The 17,322-nt window shown below is 64.5% G+C and carries 16 protein-coding genes; 7 read left to right on the top strand and 9 right to left on the bottom strand.

Annotated features, from left to right (window positions below; genetic code table 11):
• Nucleotides 1-90 precede the first annotated feature (90 nt).
• From EAG14_RS02495 to hemE, 3 genes are all read left to right on the top strand, one after another.
• On the top strand, nucleotides 91-975 hold the full coding sequence (locus tag EAG14_RS02495; RefSeq protein ID WP_121730262.1) for a LysR family transcriptional regulator: 885 nt from the start codon (nucleotides 91-93) through the stop codon (nucleotides 973-975).
• A 778-nt stretch (nucleotides 976-1,753) separates the two neighbouring features.
• Entirely contained in the window at nucleotides 1,754-3,334 is a 1,581-nt protein-coding gene (locus EAG14_RS02490; protein ID WP_121727963.1) for an MFS transporter, read from the top strand.
• Between the two features lie 127 nt (nucleotides 3,335-3,461).
• Nucleotides 3,462-4,577 (top strand): uroporphyrinogen decarboxylase, encoded by a 1,116-nt coding sequence (gene hemE / locus EAG14_RS02485; RefSeq protein ID WP_121727962.1) that lies wholly within the window; start codon nucleotides 3,462-3,464, stop codon nucleotides 4,575-4,577.
• Nucleotides 4,578-5,336: 759 nt separating this feature from the next.
• Here the strand turns inward: hemE and EAG14_RS02480 are convergent.
• Nucleotides 5,337-5,774: a hypothetical protein gene (locus EAG14_RS02480; RefSeq protein ID WP_121727961.1), complete on the bottom strand. Its 438-nt coding sequence runs from the start codon at nucleotides 5,772-5,774 to the stop codon at nucleotides 5,337-5,339.
• A 150-nt stretch (nucleotides 5,775-5,924) separates the two neighbouring features.
• Here EAG14_RS02480 and EAG14_RS22605 point away from each other — a divergent pair, with 150 nt between their 5' ends.
• From EAG14_RS22605 to EAG14_RS23705, 3 genes are all read left to right on the top strand, one after another.
• Complete coding sequence (locus tag EAG14_RS22605; RefSeq protein WP_162995886.1) at nucleotides 5,925-6,140, top strand: hypothetical protein; 216 nt, start codon at nucleotides 5,925-5,927, stop codon at nucleotides 6,138-6,140.
• Nucleotides 6,141-6,513: 373 nt separating this feature from the next.
• Nucleotides 6,514-7,932 (top strand): primosomal protein N', encoded by a 1,419-nt coding sequence (gene priA / locus EAG14_RS02475; protein ID WP_371414414.1) that lies wholly within the window; start codon nucleotides 6,514-6,516, stop codon nucleotides 7,930-7,932.
• The gene (locus EAG14_RS23705; RefSeq protein WP_371414397.1) at nucleotides 7,845-8,645 is read left to right on the top strand and encodes a helicase-related protein; all 801 of its coding nucleotides are present in this window, start codon (nucleotides 7,845-7,847) and stop codon (nucleotides 8,643-8,645) included. Before priA ends, EAG14_RS23705 begins: the two co-directional genes overlap by 88 nt.
• 134 nt (nucleotides 8,646-8,779) lie before the next feature.
• On the opposite strand, the gene EAG14_RS02470 is transcribed toward EAG14_RS23705, so the two are convergent.
• Nucleotides 8,780-9,670 (bottom strand): esterase family protein, encoded by an 891-nt coding sequence (locus EAG14_RS02470; RefSeq protein ID WP_121727960.1) that lies wholly within the window; start codon nucleotides 9,668-9,670, stop codon nucleotides 8,780-8,782.
• 131 nt (nucleotides 9,671-9,801) lie between these two features.
• Here EAG14_RS02470 and EAG14_RS02465 point away from each other — a divergent pair, with 131 nt between their 5' ends.
• Nucleotides 9,802-10,074 carry a cupin domain-containing protein gene (locus tag EAG14_RS02465; RefSeq protein WP_121727959.1) on the top strand — a complete coding sequence of 91 codons (273 nt, stop codon included), beginning with the start codon at nucleotides 9,802-9,804 and terminating at the stop codon, nucleotides 10,072-10,074.
• A gap of 142 nt (nucleotides 10,075-10,216) precedes the next feature.
• Here EAG14_RS02465 and EAG14_RS02460 read toward each other — a convergent pair whose 3' ends face one another.
• From EAG14_RS02460 to EAG14_RS02430, 7 genes are all read right to left on the bottom strand, one after another.
• Nucleotides 10,217-12,175 (bottom strand): gamma-glutamyltransferase family protein, encoded by a 1,959-nt coding sequence (locus tag EAG14_RS02460; protein ID WP_121727958.1) that lies wholly within the window; start codon nucleotides 12,173-12,175, stop codon nucleotides 10,217-10,219.
• 166 nt (nucleotides 12,176-12,341) lie between these two features.
• A complete protein-coding gene (locus EAG14_RS02455) occupies nucleotides 12,342-13,295 on the bottom strand; it encodes an AEC family transporter (protein ID WP_121727957.1) in 954 nt (317 codons plus the stop codon).
• 105 nt (nucleotides 13,296-13,400) lie between these two features.
• Complete coding sequence (locus tag EAG14_RS02450; RefSeq protein ID WP_371414396.1) at nucleotides 13,401-14,624, bottom strand: ABC transporter substrate-binding protein; 1,224 nt, start codon at nucleotides 14,622-14,624, stop codon at nucleotides 13,401-13,403.
• A gap of 206 nt (nucleotides 14,625-14,830) precedes the next feature.
• The gene (locus tag EAG14_RS02445) at nucleotides 14,831-15,190 is read right to left on the bottom strand and encodes a hypothetical protein (protein WP_099656833.1); all 360 of its coding nucleotides are present in this window, start codon (nucleotides 15,188-15,190) and stop codon (nucleotides 14,831-14,833) included.
• Between the two features lie 113 nt (nucleotides 15,191-15,303).
• Nucleotides 15,304-15,705: a roadblock/LC7 domain-containing protein gene (locus EAG14_RS02440; RefSeq protein ID WP_121727956.1), complete on the bottom strand. Its 402-nt coding sequence runs from the start codon at nucleotides 15,703-15,705 to the stop codon at nucleotides 15,304-15,306.
• Complete coding sequence (locus EAG14_RS02435; RefSeq protein ID WP_099656835.1) at nucleotides 15,702-16,271, bottom strand: ATP/GTP-binding protein; 570 nt, start codon at nucleotides 16,269-16,271, stop codon at nucleotides 15,702-15,704. Before EAG14_RS02435 ends, EAG14_RS02440 begins: the two co-directional genes overlap by 4 nt.
• On the bottom strand, nucleotides 16,268-16,978 hold the full coding sequence (locus tag EAG14_RS02430; protein ID WP_121727955.1) for a hypothetical protein: 711 nt from the start codon (nucleotides 16,976-16,978) through the stop codon (nucleotides 16,268-16,270). The genes EAG14_RS02435 and EAG14_RS02430 overlap by 4 nt, the downstream gene beginning before the upstream one ends.
• Between the last annotated feature and the right edge of the window lie 344 nt (nucleotides 16,979-17,322).

Below are 17,322 nucleotides of genomic sequence, written 5' to 3'. Positions count from 1 at the left end.
AACCTGTCATATTGATAGTATTGGTTCGGTTTTTACGAACCAATGCACTCCACTGGACTGCCCCAACCGCACCACGCCCCCGAGGTCACCATGAGCCAAAGCTTTAACTACCGCCACCTGTACTACTTCTGGGTGGTGGCCAAAGAGGGTGGCATTGCCCGCGCTGCAGAGCGGCTGGACATGGCCGTGCAGACCATCAGCGCCCAGGTGCGCGAGCTGGAAAAAGCGCTGGGCGTGAGCCTGCTGCGCAGCGAAGGGCGCAACCTGGTGCTGACCGACGCCGGGGTGGCCGCGCTGCACGAGGCCGACCACATCTTTGCCCTGGGCGAGCAACTGCCCCACCGGGTGCGCGAAGCCGCCACGGGCCCCACGCTGCGGCTGAACCTGGGCATATCGGACGGCATTGCCAAGCTGGCAGTGCACCGGCTGCTAACCCCGGTGCTGGACGAGCCCCATCTGAAACTGCTGTGCCATGAGGGCGAGTTCCAGCCCCTGCTGGCCGAGCTGGCCATGCACAAGCTCGATGCCGTACTGGCCGACCGCCCCGCGCCCCCCAACCCCGCCCTGAAGACCACCAGCCAGCTGCTGAGCACCAGCGCCGTGGCCTGGTACGCCCCTGCCGTGTGGGCCGATGCGGCCAGCCACGCCTTTCCCAAAAGCCTGGGGGTGGTGCCGGTGCTGCTGCCCACCGACCACGCCGCCATGCGCGCACGCATCGACCACTGGTTGGAGCGCGAACGCATCCGCCCTCGCATTGCGGGCGAGTTTGAAGACAGCGCCTTGCTGAGCACCTTTGCCGCCACTGGCATGGGCGTGATGCCTGCGCCCGTGTTCCTGGGCGAGCACCTGAAAGCCACCCACGGCCTGGTGCACGTGGGCACCACGCCAGAGGTGGAGGAGCACTTTCACCTCATCTACAGCGCCCGCAAGGTGATGCACCCGCTGCTGCTGCGCTTGCTGAGCCCAGCGGGCTGAGCGCCCGTTCAAACACAGCCTGGGCCACTCACATCACATCGGCCCCTGCACCCAACACGGACAGTTACGCACACAAAAAGGGCAGCGGCCTGCATCATGGCCCACGGCGCCACAAAGTGGGGCGAGACGGGAAAACCGCCGTAACCCATTGATTTGTATAGCACCGCGTTGCCTGCCTTTTTCTCAGGCAACGCAAGCAAAGCCAATGCTGACAAGGCCTTGCGGAGGGTGCCACCGGGATATCAACAAAGTTATCCACAGAAATTCTGAACTTCCGGCAAAAGCCCTGGCAAATCAATTACTTGCGGTGCAATCTGCACAATCCACAGAAAAAAAGACCTGCAGCCGGGGTAGCGCTGAAACCGCTTCGGCCGCACTTGTACACACCAATCGGTGGGCGCGACATGCGCGGCTGCATGCCAGCGCCTACCACAAGCCCAACGCCCCAAACCTGTCAGATGATTGATTCATAAGGATTTTTTTGTCTTGCCCAATTACAAGGCAATCTGTCCAAAGCCTTATGCCATGCGGGTTTGGCGCAAGTGCCGACAGCATGTCAACAAAGTTATCCACAGAAATTTGGGATGATTGTTGCCCTAAACCCCAGGCGAGCAAGTTCATGCCGTTTGCAAACTTGGCGAGGCCTTTGCCCTGCAGAGGCACTGGTACAGAGATATGCTGTGGCGCGTGGCCCAAAACGGCTCATAACACGCCACTGCCTCCGGCCTTTTCCGCCACCCGCCGCCCGTCTGCGGCCCCTCTTGCACACGCCAACGCCATGTCTTCATCGACTTCTTTGTGGAGCCCCCTGCGCCAGCCTGCCTTTCGGGGCATGTGGCTGTGTGGCGGCGTGTTCTTCATTGGCAACGGGATGCAGGCCATGGCGGCGGCCTGGCTCATGGTGGAGCTGACGGGCTCCTCATTTTTGGCGGCGCTGGTGCAAACCGCCGTGTTTTTGCCCATGTTTTTGCTGGCGCTGCCCGCCGGGGTGCTGGCCGACACGACTGACCGCCGGCGCTTGATCTCTGGCGCGCTGATCGCCCAGACCCTGGCGTTTGCGCTGCTCACGCTGCTGGTGCTGGCGGGCTGGGGTGGGCCCGCCACGGTGCTGCTGCTGGTGTTTGTGGGCGGGTGCTGCACGGCCATGCTGACCCCAGCCTGGAACTCTTCGGTGATCGACCCGGTGCCGCGCGACGAATGGCCCCAGGCCATCACGGCGGTAAGCATTGCCTACAACGCCGCCCGCGCCGTGGGCCCCACCTTGGCCGGGCTGGTGTTTGCGCAATTGGGTGCGGGGTGGGTGTTTGCGGTGTCGGTGCTGTCCACGGTGGTCATGTGGGAGTCGATTCGCCGCTGGCCACCCCGCGCGCACCCTCCGTCGCGCCTGCCGCCAGAGCGGCTGTGGGGCGGCATGCTCAGCGGCCTGCGCTTTGCCTGGCACTCTGAGCTGATCCTCGCCCAGCTGGTGCGGGTGATGGCGTTCAGCGGTGCAGGATCGGCCCTGTGGGCGCTGCTACCGGTGATTGCAGCGCGCCAGCTGGGCACGGGTGCGCAAGGGTTTGGCCTGCTGATGGGCTGCCTTGGCACCGGGGCGGTGGCCGTGGGGCTGGTCATTGGCAAGCTGCGCACGCGCTTCAGCCTGGATGCGATTGTGCTGGTCAGTTGCCTGGTGTTTGCAGCGGCCATGCTGGTGGCGGCACTCACCAAATCGGCCCCGCTGGTGTACCTGGCCATGGTGCTGGGTGGCGCGGCGTGGATGTCGGCCATGTCCACCTTCAACACGGCCACCCAGGCCAGCGCGCCCCCCTGGGTGCGCTCGCGGGCGGTGGCGCTGCACATGGTGTCTACGCTGGGGGCGTTTGCGATTGGCTCGGCGTTTTGGGGCGCGGTGTCGGACGTGGTGGGCCTGACCCCCACGCTGTGCGTGGCGGCGGCGGCCATGGGCATTGGCCTGCTGCTGGCGCGCTCCATGCCCTTGCGCATGGGGGCCCTGCACGAGGTGACCCCCGCCACGCCGTGGGACGAGTTGTTCATCGAAGCCGAGCCGCTGCCCGAGGCCGGCCCCGTGGCGGTAGAAATTGGCTACCGCATTGCCCCGGGCGCCGATTCCGCCTTCCTCGAATCCATCAGCCGCCTCAAGGCCCCACGCCGCCGCGATGGCGCCACCTTCTGGCGCGTGTACAAAGACCTGGGCGAGCCTTCGCGCTACGTGGAGCGGTTCATCGTGGAGTCGTGGGCCGACTACCTGCACCAGCGCGCCCGCGCCACAGTGGCCGACCAGACCCTGGAGACCGAGGTGCGCACCTTCCTCGCGCCCGGCGAGACTGCCAGCATGTCGCACTACATCGCAGAACGCTGAAGCGCACCACGGCGAGGCAAGCAAGGCAGGACTGCGGTCTTGCCCTAGATCAATGTGGGCGCAATCCCCAAGGCGTGCGCGCCACAGGGCCTGGAAGGTCTGGCACTCACCCTGCGACAATCAGCGGATGAGCTACGCCCCCCTCACCAACGACACATTCCTGCGCGCGTGCCGCCGTCAGGCCACCGATTACACCCCCCTGTGGCTGATGCGCCAAGCAGGCCGTTACCTGCCGGAGTACAAGGCCACGCGCGCCCAGGCGGGCAGCTTCATGGGCCTGGCCACCAACGTCCAGTACGCCACCGAAGTGACGCTGCAACCGCTGGAGCGCTTCCCGCTCGACGCAGCCATTTTGTTCAGCGACATCCTCACCGTGCCCGACGCCATGGGTCTGGGACTGACCTTTGCCGAGGGCGAAGGCCCGCGCTTTGCCAAGGTGGTGCGTGACGAAGCCGCTGTGGCTGAGCTGGCCGTGCCCGACATGGACAAGCTGCGCTACGTGTTCGACGCCGTGACCAGCATCCGCAAGGCACTCAATGGCCGTGTGCCCCTCATCGGCTTCTCGGGCAGCCCCTGGACGCTGGCCTGCTACATGGTCGAAGGCAAGGGCAGCGACGACTACCGCCTGGTCAAAAGCCTGATGTATGCGCGCCCCGACCTGATGCACCGCATCCTGGCCATCAATGCCGACAGCGTGGCTGCCTACCTGAACGCCCAGATCGACGCGGGCGCCCAGGCTGTGATGATTTTTGACAGCTGGGGCGGCGTGCTGGCCGATGGCGCCTTCCAGGAGTTCAGCCTGGCCTACACCAAGCGCGTGCTGGCGCAGCTCAAGCGCACCGGTGTGGACGGCACCGACGTGCCCCGCATCGTCTTCACCAAGGGCGGCGGCATCTGGCTGGACGACATGAAAGACATCGACTGCGAAGTGCTGGGCCTGGACTGGACGGCCAACCTGGGCCGCGCCCGTGCCATCGTCGGTGGCCAGGTAGGCGGCCCCGGCAAGGCGCTGCAGGGCAACATCGACCCCAACGTGCTGTTTGCGCCGCCTGCGCAAATCGAGCAGCAGGTGCGCCATGTGCTCGACAGTTTTGGCACCCCGCACACCGACCGCACCACCACCGGCCCCACCCACATCTTCAACCTGGGCCACGGCATCAGCCAGTTCACGCCGCCTGAGCATGTGGCCGCGCTGGTCGAAGCGGTGCACAGCCACTCGCGCGCGCAGCGCCAGCGCGGCTGAACGGGACCCCGCCCTTCCGGAATCCACCGGGCCTGCGCAGGCCCGGTTGTGCACAGCCCTGGTGCACACCTAAAAATCCCAAACGCTAGGCCGGTGGCGATTGATATTTTCAAACGCAATCGACCTTGAACCGCTAAGTGGTTGATTCGTATAGCACCACACCGGTTGCCACTTTGCTAGGCAACCAACCCCAACCCCAGCATTTCAAGGGGTTGCGGCGCGCATCCAGGGGATATCAACAAAGTTATCCACAGAAATTCTGGATTTCTTGCAAACCCTCGCCAAATCAAGCACTTAGCGACCAAAGTGCACCCACTACGCCAAGCACTGGTGACGGCCGCTCACACATTGCACAGGCCCCACCTATTGACGACGCTGGGCATTGCACTTATGCACACGCAGCGGCAGGCAGCAGAGCCACCATCGGGCAGCATGCCCTAGCACAAAAAAAACCCGCAAAAACCCTTCAGATGATTGATTCATAAGGATTTTTTCTGCACTGCCTATTTGCCGGGCATTCTGTTGAAAGCCTTATGCCACGCGGGTTTAGCACGGGTGGCTACAGGCTTTCAACAAAGTTATCCACAAAAAAGCGGGATGAGTGCACGGCACCCGATAGGCGCCCGTCGATGGGCGAGTGTGTGCACACGTGGATATATGCCAAATTAACCCTTAGCGCTTATGCAATAAGCGCAAGCAGCTATTAATACAGTAGCAAAACCACGCATGGCGGCACGGCAGGATCCCACACACGATCGGCTACCCCGCGTGGCTGGCAAAGTAAACCACCCGCCAACCACGGCCCGGCAACCAGCGCAGGCGCACACCCAGCAGGCAAGTGCCTTCAAACTCGACACGCACCTCGTCCATGTCCACGCGCTGCCCGCGCAGTGCCCGGCGCAGGCGGTTTCCATGGGTTTGCAATGGCGATGTGCCCACCACACGCCCCGACCGGCAACTGTGCCTGGCGGCCACGGCCTGCAGCGCCTGCGGTGTGGCGCCCGTGTAGCCCCCTTGCGCCGTCAGGGCCCAGGCCTCGGCGTACTGCTCCTGCTGCAAATGGCCCAAAAAGCGCTCGGCCACCGCAATAGGCTCGGTAGGCTGGTGCGCAGACCGAGCCCAGAGGCCAAAAAGCAGCCCGGCGAGCCCCAGCAAGCCCAGGGCACCCAGCGTCCAATTTTGGGTTTTCTTGTCCAACAAAACACCCCTTTCGCCCGCCATCCCAACACGGTAGCCACTGCCCCAGCACAGTGCACGACGCGGCACCTACGCACAGGAGCACCGCACCCAGCCTCTTTTTTCTGATCCGGCGCAATTTTCTTGAAAAAATCGCCAAGGCATCGCTAAGTGGTTGATTTTATTCACATCGACACCACTGCCTTTTTCATGGGCAAACCACTGAAAGGCCCGATTTCACGGGGCTGGCGCGCGGTGCACAGCGGATATCAACAAAGTTATCCACAGAAATTTGGGATTTCTCACAAACCCCTGAAAAATCAACCATTTAGCCCGCACAGTGCATCTGAAGCAGGAATTTCACCGCACGGCGCTAGCACAAATTGACCGGGGCCAACGCTATTGACGCCAGCCGCGCACTGACTTATGCACACGGCACCCGCTACGGCAGCCACACCCACCCAGCCCAGGCACTAACACAGAAAAAACCCGCAAAAATCGTTCAGATGATTGATTCATAAGGATTTTTTCTGCGCTGCCCATTTCCTGGGCATTCTGTTGAAAGCCTTACACCATGCGGGTTTAGCGCGGGTGGCTACAGGCTTTCAACAAAGTTATCCACAGAAAGACTGGAAGACTTGTGAATCGTCTGTGAACGTAGAACCTGCTCTTACCCGCAGGCACAGGCAGCGACAATCAAGCGTCTCGCTCATCCCATCCCTCCATCGCCTTGTCTGCCCCCGCCCCATTCATCGTCCAAGTGGCTTTGCAAACCCCCTCGCACAGCGGCGTTGGGGATTTGCTGAGCTACGCCAGCCACGCGCCCTTGCCTGCGGGCACGCTGGTGCGCGTGCCCCTGGGCCGCCGCGAGGTGCTGGGCGTGGTGTGGGACGCCGAAGAGGCCACCGGCGAGCTGCCCGATGGCGCCACCCTGCGCGCCCTGACCGGGGTGCTGGAGGGCGTGGCACCGCTGGATGCGCACTGGCGCCGCCTGGTGGCCTTTGCGGCGCGCTACTACCAGCGCGCGCTGGGCGAAGTGGCCCTGGCCGCCCTGCCCCCGCAGTTGCGCGACCTCCAACCCGAGCAGTTGGCCCGGCGCCTGCGCCGCCCGGCCAAAGAGACTGGGAAAGCGGGAAAAGTGGGAACAACAGAAGAGTTGGGCGACCCACAAAACGCTATACAAAACATAGCACTTAGCGCTGAACAGGAAAGCGCCAGGGCCCGAATTTCTGCAGAAAAAGGCCCGTTTCTGCTGTTTGGCAGCACCGGCAGCGGCAAGACCGAGGTGTACCTGCGCTGCGTGCAAGAGATGCTAGAGGCCGACGCCACGGCCCAGGCGCTGGTGATGGTGCCCGAAATCAACCTGACGCCCCAGCTCGAAGAACGCTTTGTGGGCCGCTTTGCCCCGCGATTTGGTGCGGGCGCCGTGGTGTCGCTGCACAGCGGCATGACGAACCCGCAGCGCCTCAAAAGCTGGCTGGCCGCGCACAGTGGCGCGGCGCGCATTGTGCTGGGCACGCGCATGGCCGTGTTTGCCAGCCTGCCAGGGCTCAAGCTCATCGTGGTCGACGAGGAGCACGACCCCAGCTACAAGCAGCAAGAAGGCGCTCGCTACTCGGCGCGGGACCTCGCCATCTGGCGGGGGCGCGAGCAGGGCGCCAAGGTGCTGCTGGGCTCGGCCACGCCGTCGCTAGAGAGCTGGCACGCCAGCCGCCCGCCCACGCCCGAAGACCCCGAGGGCGGGCGCTACGTGCGGCTGCACATGCCCAGCCGCATTGGCGCAGGCGCCCTGGCCCGCGTGCGGCGGGTGGACATGAACCAGCAGCCCCGGCGTGCCGTGTTCAGCGCGCCTCTGCTGCAGGCCATCACCGAGCGCGTGGCGCGTGGCGAGCAGAGCATGGTGCTGCTCAACCGCCGGGGCTATGCCCCCGTGCTGCACTGCGTGGACTGCGGCTGGAAAAGCGACTGCCCGCACTGCAGCGCGCACCAGGTGTTCCACAAGACCGACCGCACCCTGCGCTGCCACCACTGCGGGTTCACGGTGCGCGTGCCAGCGCACTGCCCCAGCTGCGGCAGCCCCGACATCCACCCATGGGCCGGGGCACCGAACAGCTGGAAGAACAACTGGCCGCCCTGCTACGCAACGTGCAACGCGCTGACGGCAACGCCGCCCGCGTAGCCCGCATCGATGCCGACACCACCAAGGCCAAAGGCGCGCTGGAGGCGCAACTGGCCCAGGTGCACGCGGGCGAGGTGGACGTGCTGGTGGGCACGCAGATGATTGCCAAGGGCCACGACTTTCGCCGCATCACGCTGGTGGCCGCCGTGCAGCCCGATGGCGCGCTGTTCAGCAGCGACTTTCGCGCGCCCGAGCGGCTGTTTGCGCTGCTCATGCAGGCCGCAGGCCGCGCCGGGCGCGACGCCGCCTACATGGCCGCCCAAGGCACGCCGTGCGAGATGTGGGTGCAGAGCTTTCACCCCGACCATGCCGTGTTTGAAGCCCTGCGCCGACACGACTACGAGGCCTTTGCCGCGCAGCAATTGAAAGAGCGCCAAGAGGCCGCCATGCCCCCGTTTGCCTACCAGGCCCTGGTGCGGGCCGACGCGCGCACGCAGGAAGTGGCCCAGGGATTTTTGAGCGCCGCCACCGCCGCAGCCCACGCAGCAGGCCTGCCCGGGCTGGAGCTGGTAACCCTGTTCCCGCCAGTGCCGCTGACCATCCAGCGCGTGGCCAATGTAGAGCGCGCACAGATGCTGATGGAAAGCAGCAGCCGCGCCGCACTGCAGCGCTTTTTGGCCGCATGGCAGCCCGTGCTGCAAACCACGCGCAGCCAGCCAGAGCACAAGGGCCTGGTGCGCTGGCTGGTGGATGTGGACCCGCTGACGATTTGACCCCCTCCCTCATCGCCTTCCCCGCCTGCAGACTTTGAGCTATTTCCGGCCCTATGGCTTGCAAATAAAGCGCAATCAGCTATCAAATAAGTAGCAAATTTCCCACTAAGCCATGGAACGGAAAGAGGGGTCCTTCACCCCTGGCGGCACTGTTTGTCCACATACTGCAGGGCATCGGGCAGCGCATCGCGGAACACCAGCCACTCGTGGTCACCGTCGATCACACGCAGCTCCACCTGCTTGGGCTGAATTTGGTACAGGCGCCAGTACAGATTGGCCGACATGGGCGCAATGCCAAGGTAGTCGTGGTCTCCCGTCACGATCCACATGGGCACGCGCGCGGCACCGGCCTTGTAGGTATCGAGCTGGGCTGCGTAGTTGAGCGACTTCCAGGTGTCGGCATCAAACTGCCCGTTGCGCACAAACTGGGGGGTACGCCGCGCTGCCGAGGTCTCGGGTGGCAGGGGGTCGTAGATGGCGGGGCTGATGACCGCCGCAGCGCAAAACTGCGTGGGGTTGCGCAGCGACAGATTCAGCGCTCCGTAGCCTCCCATCGACAGGCCGCCAATGGCCCGGCCGCTGCGCTCTTTTTGCACGCGGTAGCGCGTCTCCACGTAGGGCAGCAGGTCTTTCATGATGGCGGTGCCCGCCTTTTCGGCCGCCCCATCGGCCCACCACGAAGCCGGGCCCGCCGTGGGCATGACCACCACGGATGGACGGATCTGCCCCCGTTTGATCAGCCCGTCCAAGGTCTCCACCGCGCCGCCTTTGGTACGCCACTCGTTCTCGTCGCCCCCGGCGCCGTGCAGCAGATAGACCACCGGGTAATTGACGGAGCCCGCAGCCTGGTACCCATCAGGCAGGTAGACCGTGAACTTCACATCCCGCCCCAAAGCGGCGGAGGGGGCCTGATCGGCCAACACCTGCCCGGCCTGCGCAGGGGCTGCCAACACGCAGACCAAGGCGGCGGCAGACAGTAGCCGCAGCAAAGGTTGGCTCAGAGAAATAGGCTTGGACAAAGGCATGTAAGTCTCCTGATATGTGTGGATCAAAACCAGTCTGCAGGCGCTGGCTGAACGCATTGTGAGCGCGCAAAATGCGGCCTGCGGTTGCCCCGGCGACACGCCTTGCCCCCAGCACTGCGCAGGAGACCGACATGAATGCCGAAGAATTTGCCCAGACCCTGGCCCGGGACGGATTTGAGCCCGCCGTCACCGTGCAGCGCGAAGCCCACGGCATGCTGGCCCAGCACACCCACCCCTTCGAGGCCAAGGCCTTGATCCTGGCGGGCGAGATCCGCATCGCCGCACAAGGCGCAGAGCGCACCTACCGCAGCGGCGACATCTTTCACTTGCCCGCTCACGAGCCCCACACCGAGCACTATGGCCCCGAGGGCGTGACCTATCTGGTGGGGCGCAAGGCGGGTTGAGCTGGCCGAGTCCCAGCACCGCCAGTGGCCCCTGTGACCATCTGAAATGAAGAACGGCGCACTACCTGGGCAGTGCGCCGTTCTTGTTTAAGGCCAGTGGAACCACGGCCCCAAAAGCCGCGGCTTCATTCAGGCCTCGGGATCACAAGGCCCCATCACCCAGCACAATGCCCTCGCGGCGGGGGTCTACGCCGCCTTCGAGCTTGGTCTGGCCGTTGCGGTTGACGCGCATGATGGTGGACACGCCACTGGACTGCGCACCGTTGTTCACCGTATGGCCCTTGGCCTTGAGGCCGTCGATCAGGGCGGTGAGGTCCAGCGCTGTGTTGGCACCGTCCACGTTGGTCGTGGCGCTGTTGGTGGCGCCAATGTTCACCAGCGAGGTGGCCTGCTGGGCATCGAGCCCCCAGTCCAGCGCGCCGACCACGGTCTTGAGCACGTACTGGATGATGGTGCCGCCGCCGGGCGAACCGGTGGCCATGACAAAGTCGCCGGGCGCAGTGCCCTTGAACACCAGCGTGGGGGCCATGGTGCTGCGGGGGCGCTTGCCAGGGGCCACGCGGTTGGCCACGGGCACACCGGCGGTGTCTGCAGGCTGGGCCGAGAAGTCAGTCAACTGGTTGGTCAGCAAGAAGCCGCCCACCATGTGGTACGAGCCCATGCTGGACTCGACGGTGGAGGTCATCGACACCACGTTGCCGTAGGCATCGACGATGGAGAAGTGGGTGGTGCCCTTCTCCACGGTCTTGTCCACGCCCAGTGGCACGTCGCCCAGGTTGCCCGCCGTGGCCGTGCCCATGGACTTGCCATCGGCATTGATCAAGGCAGCGCGCTGCTTGAGGTAGGCCTTGTCGATCATGGACGACACACCGTTGCCTGGCAGCGGGATGAAGTCGGTGTCAGCCACGTACTTGTCGCGGTCGGCATAGGCCAGGCGCTCGGCTTCAGACACCAGGTGCACGCCCATCACGCTGGGCACGCCGCCTTCGTTGGCGGGGTTGGTCGGGCCGTATTTGGACAGCTCGAAGTTCTCCAGAATGCCCAGCGACTGCGCAATGGCGATGCCGCCCGACGAAGGTGGCGACATGGTGCAGACGTAGTAGCTGCTGCGGTACGTGGTGCACACGGGCTCGCGCTTCTTGGCCTGGTAGGCCTTGAGGTCCGCCGTGGTCATCAGGCTGGGGGTGATGGGCGTCTTGGCCGTGTCATCGCCCACCGACTGGGCGGCCTTGGCCACGATGGCATCGGCCATGGCGCCAGAGTACATGGCCTCTGCACCGCCGGACGCGATGGTGCGCAGCGACTGCGCATAAGGCAGGTTGGTGGTCACGGTGCCGCTGGTCTTGGGGGTGCCGTCGGCATTGAAGTAGGCCGCCACGGCGTTGGCGTCCAGGCGCAAGCTGGCGGCGTTGGAGGCAATGGCGTCGCCCATGCGGGTGGGGATCTTGTAGCCATTGGTGGCCAGGTTGACGCCTTCATTGAACAACTGGCCCCAGGCCAGCTTGCCGTGCTCTTTGTGGGCCAAGTCCAGCATGCGCATCACGCCGGGCACACCGATGGAGCGGCCGCTGCGGCGGGCACTGGGCACGGGCGCGGTTGAAGAGGCATCGGCCTGGTTCTGACGCACCAGGTAGTAACCGGTGGCGGCTGCAGGGGCGGTTTCGCGGCCGTCGTAGGCCACCACTTTCTTGGTGGCGGCGTCGTAATACATCATGAACGCGCTGCCTGCGATGGTGCTGGACTGCGGCTCGACCAAGCCCAGCACGGCCTGCACGGCCACGGCCGCATCCACGGCGGTGCCACCGGCCTTGAGCACGTCGCATCCGGCCTTGGTGGCCAGCGGGGTGTTGGCCACCACCATGTAGTTGCTGGATTGCTTGGCCTTGTAGCCCAGGCGGTAGCCCGAGGCCGCCTCGGGCGCTGCGGGGTCGCCCGCCAGGCCCGAGCCCACCACCACGGGCGCGCCCGTACTGGAGACGATGGAGCAGCTCTGGGCGTTGGTGTCTACGATCAGGTCAGAGTCGGAGCCGCTTCCGCACCCATACAGCGACAAGGCCACGGCCACGGGCGTCAGCGCCCAAAGCCACACTTTTTTCTTCATTCCAGACTCCTGTGATGTCAAAACGGATTGCAGTGTCACACTGCGGAAACATTTTGACGCAACAAGCGTGCCGACGTGGGTGCGGGGCCTCTACCGAGGGAAAACCCTCAGAGCCTGTTTGCGGCCCCCCAGCCGCACCATTTTGGTGTCTGGCCGTTCTGGGGACTCAGGCGAGCAAGGCCACAGCCGCAGAAAAGCTCAAAAACGCCAGCGCGGTGGACACCAAAATGATGCGGGCGATGCGCCCGTTGTTGGCGCCAAACCGCTCCGCCAGCAGCGAGACATTGCTGGCGCTGGGCAGGGCCGACAGCAGCACCAGCACCGTGAGCGCAAAGGGCGTGAGCGGCACCCCCAAGGCCATGGCCGCGGTGCCTGCGCCCCACACCAGCAGCGGGTGCACCAGCAGCTTGGCCAGGGCGATGGGCACATAGTCGCGCGCAGGCACCTGTTCATGCGCGTTCATTTGCGAGCGGGCCAGCACCGCACCAATGGTGAACAGCGCCACGGGCGACGCCGCATCGGCCAGCATGGCCACCGTTTTGTCGACCGGGCCGGGCAGCTTGAACTGCAGCGCCGATGCCAGCGCCCCCAGCGCTATAGACCAGGGCATGGGGTTGGTGGCCATGCCCTTGAAGGCACTGCGCAACGCCACGCCCACGCCGTGGGTGCCCGCTCCATCCAGGCGCGACAACGCAATACACAGGGAGCTGGTGATGACCATGTCCACCACGATGGTGACGATGGCTGGCCCCGCACTTTGCGCGCCCAGCAGCGCCACCAGCAGCGGCACGCCCATGAAGCCGGTGTTGGGGAAGGCCGCCACCAGCGCACCAAAAGCGGCATCGTTCCAGCCCAGGTGTGCTTTGCGGGTCAAAGCCACGGTGGCCCCCACCATGACCAATGCACACAGCAGGTACACGCCTGCGACGGCAGGGTCGAGCAACTGGCCAATGGGCGTGCTGGCACCAAAGCGGTACAGCATGCACGGCAGCGCGAAAAACAGCACAAACGCATTGAGCCCTGGGATGGCGGGCTGAGGCAACACCCCCCGCCGGGCGGCCAGATAGCCGCACAGCACCAGGGCAAAGAAGGGGAAAGTGATGGTGAGAACGGACAGCACGCTTGCATTGTCCTTGCAGCGCCTGACCCCGGGGCCTGCAGCCCCCGAGGTGGTCAGCGCAAAGTCAGGTGGGTGGGCTCGTGGGTGGCGAGAGCTGACACCGGGTCACTGTTTGCGCTGAACGATCAGGTTGCGCTTGGCATCCTCGGGGTAGGCAAAGGTGATGGCGCCGTTCTTCACCATGCCCACCACCAGCATGTTGCGGGTGATGGCGTCTTTGTCGCTGGCGCTGAAGGGGTGGTCGTAGGTGGTGACCACGCCGTAGTAGGTCTTCATCTTGCCTTCCAGAGATTCCTTGATGGCTTGGCCCGTCAGGTTACCGTCGCGGATACCGAGGAACGAATACATCAGCAGGTAGGTGGCGTCGTAGGCGTTGGCGGCGGCCATGGGCACGGCGGGCTTGCGCTGGAACTTGCGGCTGTAGCCTGACAGGAACGAGGCCCGGCGCTCGTTGCTGGGCTCGGCCACAAAGGTTTGCACCGTGAGCGCGCCCTCGGCCGCGTCTTTGGCACCGTCCAGAAAGAAGGGGAAGGACAGCGTCCAGGGGCCGACTTGGGACACCTTCCAGCCCAGGGCCTTCTTGCCGTTGGCGATGACGGCGTTCTCTGGCCCGACGGTGTAGCTGTAGATCACGTTGGCGCCCGCATTGCGCGCGGCAGACAGCTCGGCACTCAGGTCCTTCACCCCCAGCGGAAAACGCGCCACATGCACAGGCTTGAGGTTCTTGGCCGCCAGGGCGTCCACCACATCTTTGTAGCCGCCTTCGCCGTAGCCGGTGGTGTCGGCAAAAATCGCAACCTTGTCCCAGCCGCGCTTGACGACCTCGTCCACCATCATGGGCGCCTGCAGCGCATCGCGCCCCTGCACGCGGAAGATGTAGCTCTCTGGGGCGGGGTAGGTGCTGGTGATGGCCGAGCCCGTGGCGCAAGGCACGATCAGGGGGGTTTTGGCTTGCTGGAACAAATCCAGCGACTTCAAGGCCACGCCGGAGTTGCAAAACCCCAGCACAGCGGACACTTTTTCAGACAGCAGCTCTTGCGCGGCCTGGCGCCCCCGGGCGGGGTCCGCCATGTCGTCTTTCACCACCAGTTCCATCGGGCGGCCCATGTAGCCGCCCACGGCGTTGATTTCTTCGACCGCCAGCTTGATGCCGTTGAGCATGGGCACGCCAAAATCGGCCGAGGCACCGGTGAACGGCCCGATCACACCGATGCGCACAGGCACATGCGAGCCCTGGGCCTGGGCCCAGGGGGCACTGCCCAGCGCAAGCACAGCCCCCGCAGCGACCAGTGCGGCACGCAACAGGGAGCCCGGTGCGGCAGGCCGCAAGGTCAGTGGGCTGAAAGGGCGGGGGGAAAAGCGAGAAACGGGGGAAGGGAAACGGAAGGAGAAGCGAAAGGCCTGCACTGTGTTGTTCTCTCTGATTTTTGGAATGCCGGGATGTGCGAAGCAGTATCCCGACAAGCACCAGAGCCCCCAAGCGGGATTTCCCGCAAGGGAGTGCAAACAAGTGTTACAGACCTAGTCCCTGAATGTCAGAACTCCAGGGACTTTTCGACCTCTTGCACCTTGCGGCGCGCCAGGGCCAGGTTGGCCTTGGATTTGTCCAGCACCAGATACATAAAGATGCCTTCTTTGCTGGCCATGGGGCGAATGATGTGGTACTGCTTGCCCAGGGTGATCAGGATGTCGTCGATCACATCGTCCAGCCCCAGCGCGCGCATGGTCTTGGTTTTGGCGCGGACCACTTCGGTGTTGCCAGCGGCTGCCAGCTCCATGTCAACGCCGCCACCAGCGCTGCCCAGCAACATGCCGCTGGAGCTGTCCACAATGGCAGCGCACAGGGCACCATCGACAGCAATGAGTTGGCTCAGGGATTCATTCAGATTGGACATTTGCTTTCCTTTGATCGCACTGGCTTTGTTATGAAACAGGCATGGCTGCCAATGAAACGCCACACCCGACCCTCAAATTCAACACAGGCCAGCGGCCTGCCTGGCCCGCAGCATCAGCGCTGCCCAGCCAGGGTTTGGGAGATTTCTCCGGCAGCCCACAGCGCCCGACCCAGCACGGCCCCTGGCCGGAGCACCAGGCAAAGGATGCAGGGAAAATCGCCGCCAATGGCCTGAAAGACCACTACGTTGCCCTCGGCCTCAAAAGTGAGGCGGTTGCAGTTGGACACATGGATCTCACGCCCCACCGCACGGCCCATGGCCATGAGCGAGCTGGCCATGGCGGCCAGACGGTTGACTTGCAGGTCGGAGCGATTGCGCAGCGAAGCGATCTCAAAGCCGTCGGGGGTGGTGAGCAGCGCCATCTGCAACCCATCGATGGGGGCTGCATAGCTGTCTAACGCTTGCTTGGAAGAGGTCACTAAAGACGCCGGAATCGAGGGGTGGGATGGCTTCATAGAGACTCGTTACGCAATGACAACATCGTCACCAAAACCCCCAGGGCCTGCAACATCTGATTTCGGTCCCTGACGTCCACGGGCAACACCGGCACGACGCCATGCCCCGCCGCCATCAGGCCTGCGGCAAAGGACTCGATCTGCTCTTGCGATGCCGCGCGCGCACTGAGCACCAGAGTGACTGGAGGCAGGGCCGCAGCGGCAGCTTCGTGCAACAAGGCGCTGGTGGACTCCAGGGCGTCCGGGGCATGCAGGTCGGCCATGACGAAGATGCCCACGGACACCGAGATGACCCACTGGCGCATGAAGTCAAACCTGTCTTGCCCGGGGCAGCCGCACAGTTGCACGCGCTCGCCATCGCCCAGGTCGATCTCGCCAAACTCGGCGCCCACCGTGGTGTATTCCTTGGTGTGGGCCACACGGTCGAGGTTGGGCACATCGGTGGAGACCATGTCGCTGCCGCACAGCGCATGGATGGCCGTGGTTTTGCCAATGCCCATGGGGCCCAGCAAGGCAATGCGGTGCATTCCGCCGGGGCCCTGAGCGGGGGTTGAAGGGTGTGTCATGTGCGAATGGCTCCACGCAGCCAGTGCGTCAGGCGCTGCACCAAGCGCCGCTGGCCCGCCACCGGCGTGGGGTGCCCAGGTTGCGTGCCCACGGGCCGCACCGCAGCCACCTGGGTGCGCAGCACACCGCGCTGGCGCAGCTCTACCAGCAAAGCACTCGCTTGTTCAGGTGCCAGGCCGCCATGCTCTTGCAACTGTGCCACCGTCACGGCCTCGCGGGCCAGCATGGCCAGGGCGCGCAGGTAGCTGGGCCCGTTGAAGGGGGCTGCCAGCGCCACCCAGCTGGCCAGGCGGTAACGCGCCGTGGCATCAGCGCCCTGGCCGGTCGCCAGAGTCTGGGCGCCCACGGGCACGAAGGCGGGTTGGGGTTGGCGGGCCTTCCAGTCCATCAGGAAGACGGCGGCACGGTCCAGCATGTCAATCAAATCGGCCACGGTGTAGTCCGGCGGCAAGCGCCCCACCCAGGTGGACGCCCTCATCCAGCGCGCAGGCTGCTCGCCCACCCAGATGACACAAGGGGGCCAGTGCGGCAGATCGACCTCGCCCGCTGAAGCATCGAGCACCAACACCTGCGCCCGCGAAAGCGCGGCTTCGCGCCAGGCAAACACCGACTTGCGCGATGCGACGGAAAACAGTTCGAGAAAACGGGCCCGCAGGGCGGGCGACAGCAAACCGGTTGCAATGTCGCCACTCAAATTCTTTTTCATACCTGGTCTCGTGGAGGGAGGGAGCGAAAGGGCCCGGAACGCGTGACAGAAACCAGTGACCATGGAGGAAACACCCCCCATAAACCCATTCAACAACCGGCTCGCACCGCGCTATTGAATCGCGTTGTCTGCGTCCATGCCACCAACTGGTAAAAAACCCCGTGGCGGCGCCCGGCACAATCCGCGACAGATTCCAGAAGAATAAGGCCGCGGCCCCAAAATCGATCGGGCAAATCCGGATTCGCGGCACCCTTTAACGCTAGTTAACAATTGCCCAGAGCGAGCCGACACACAGCAGCTACCGCCTGTGGCCTGAAATCAACGCGGGGTATCATTCGCCCCCC

The sequence above is a fragment of the Acidovorax sp. 1608163 genome (genome assembly GCF_003669015.1).
Classification (GTDB): domain Bacteria; phylum Pseudomonadota; class Gammaproteobacteria; order Burkholderiales; family Burkholderiaceae_C; genus Acidovorax.
This window is presented reverse-complemented; position numbering and strand designations above follow the sequence as displayed.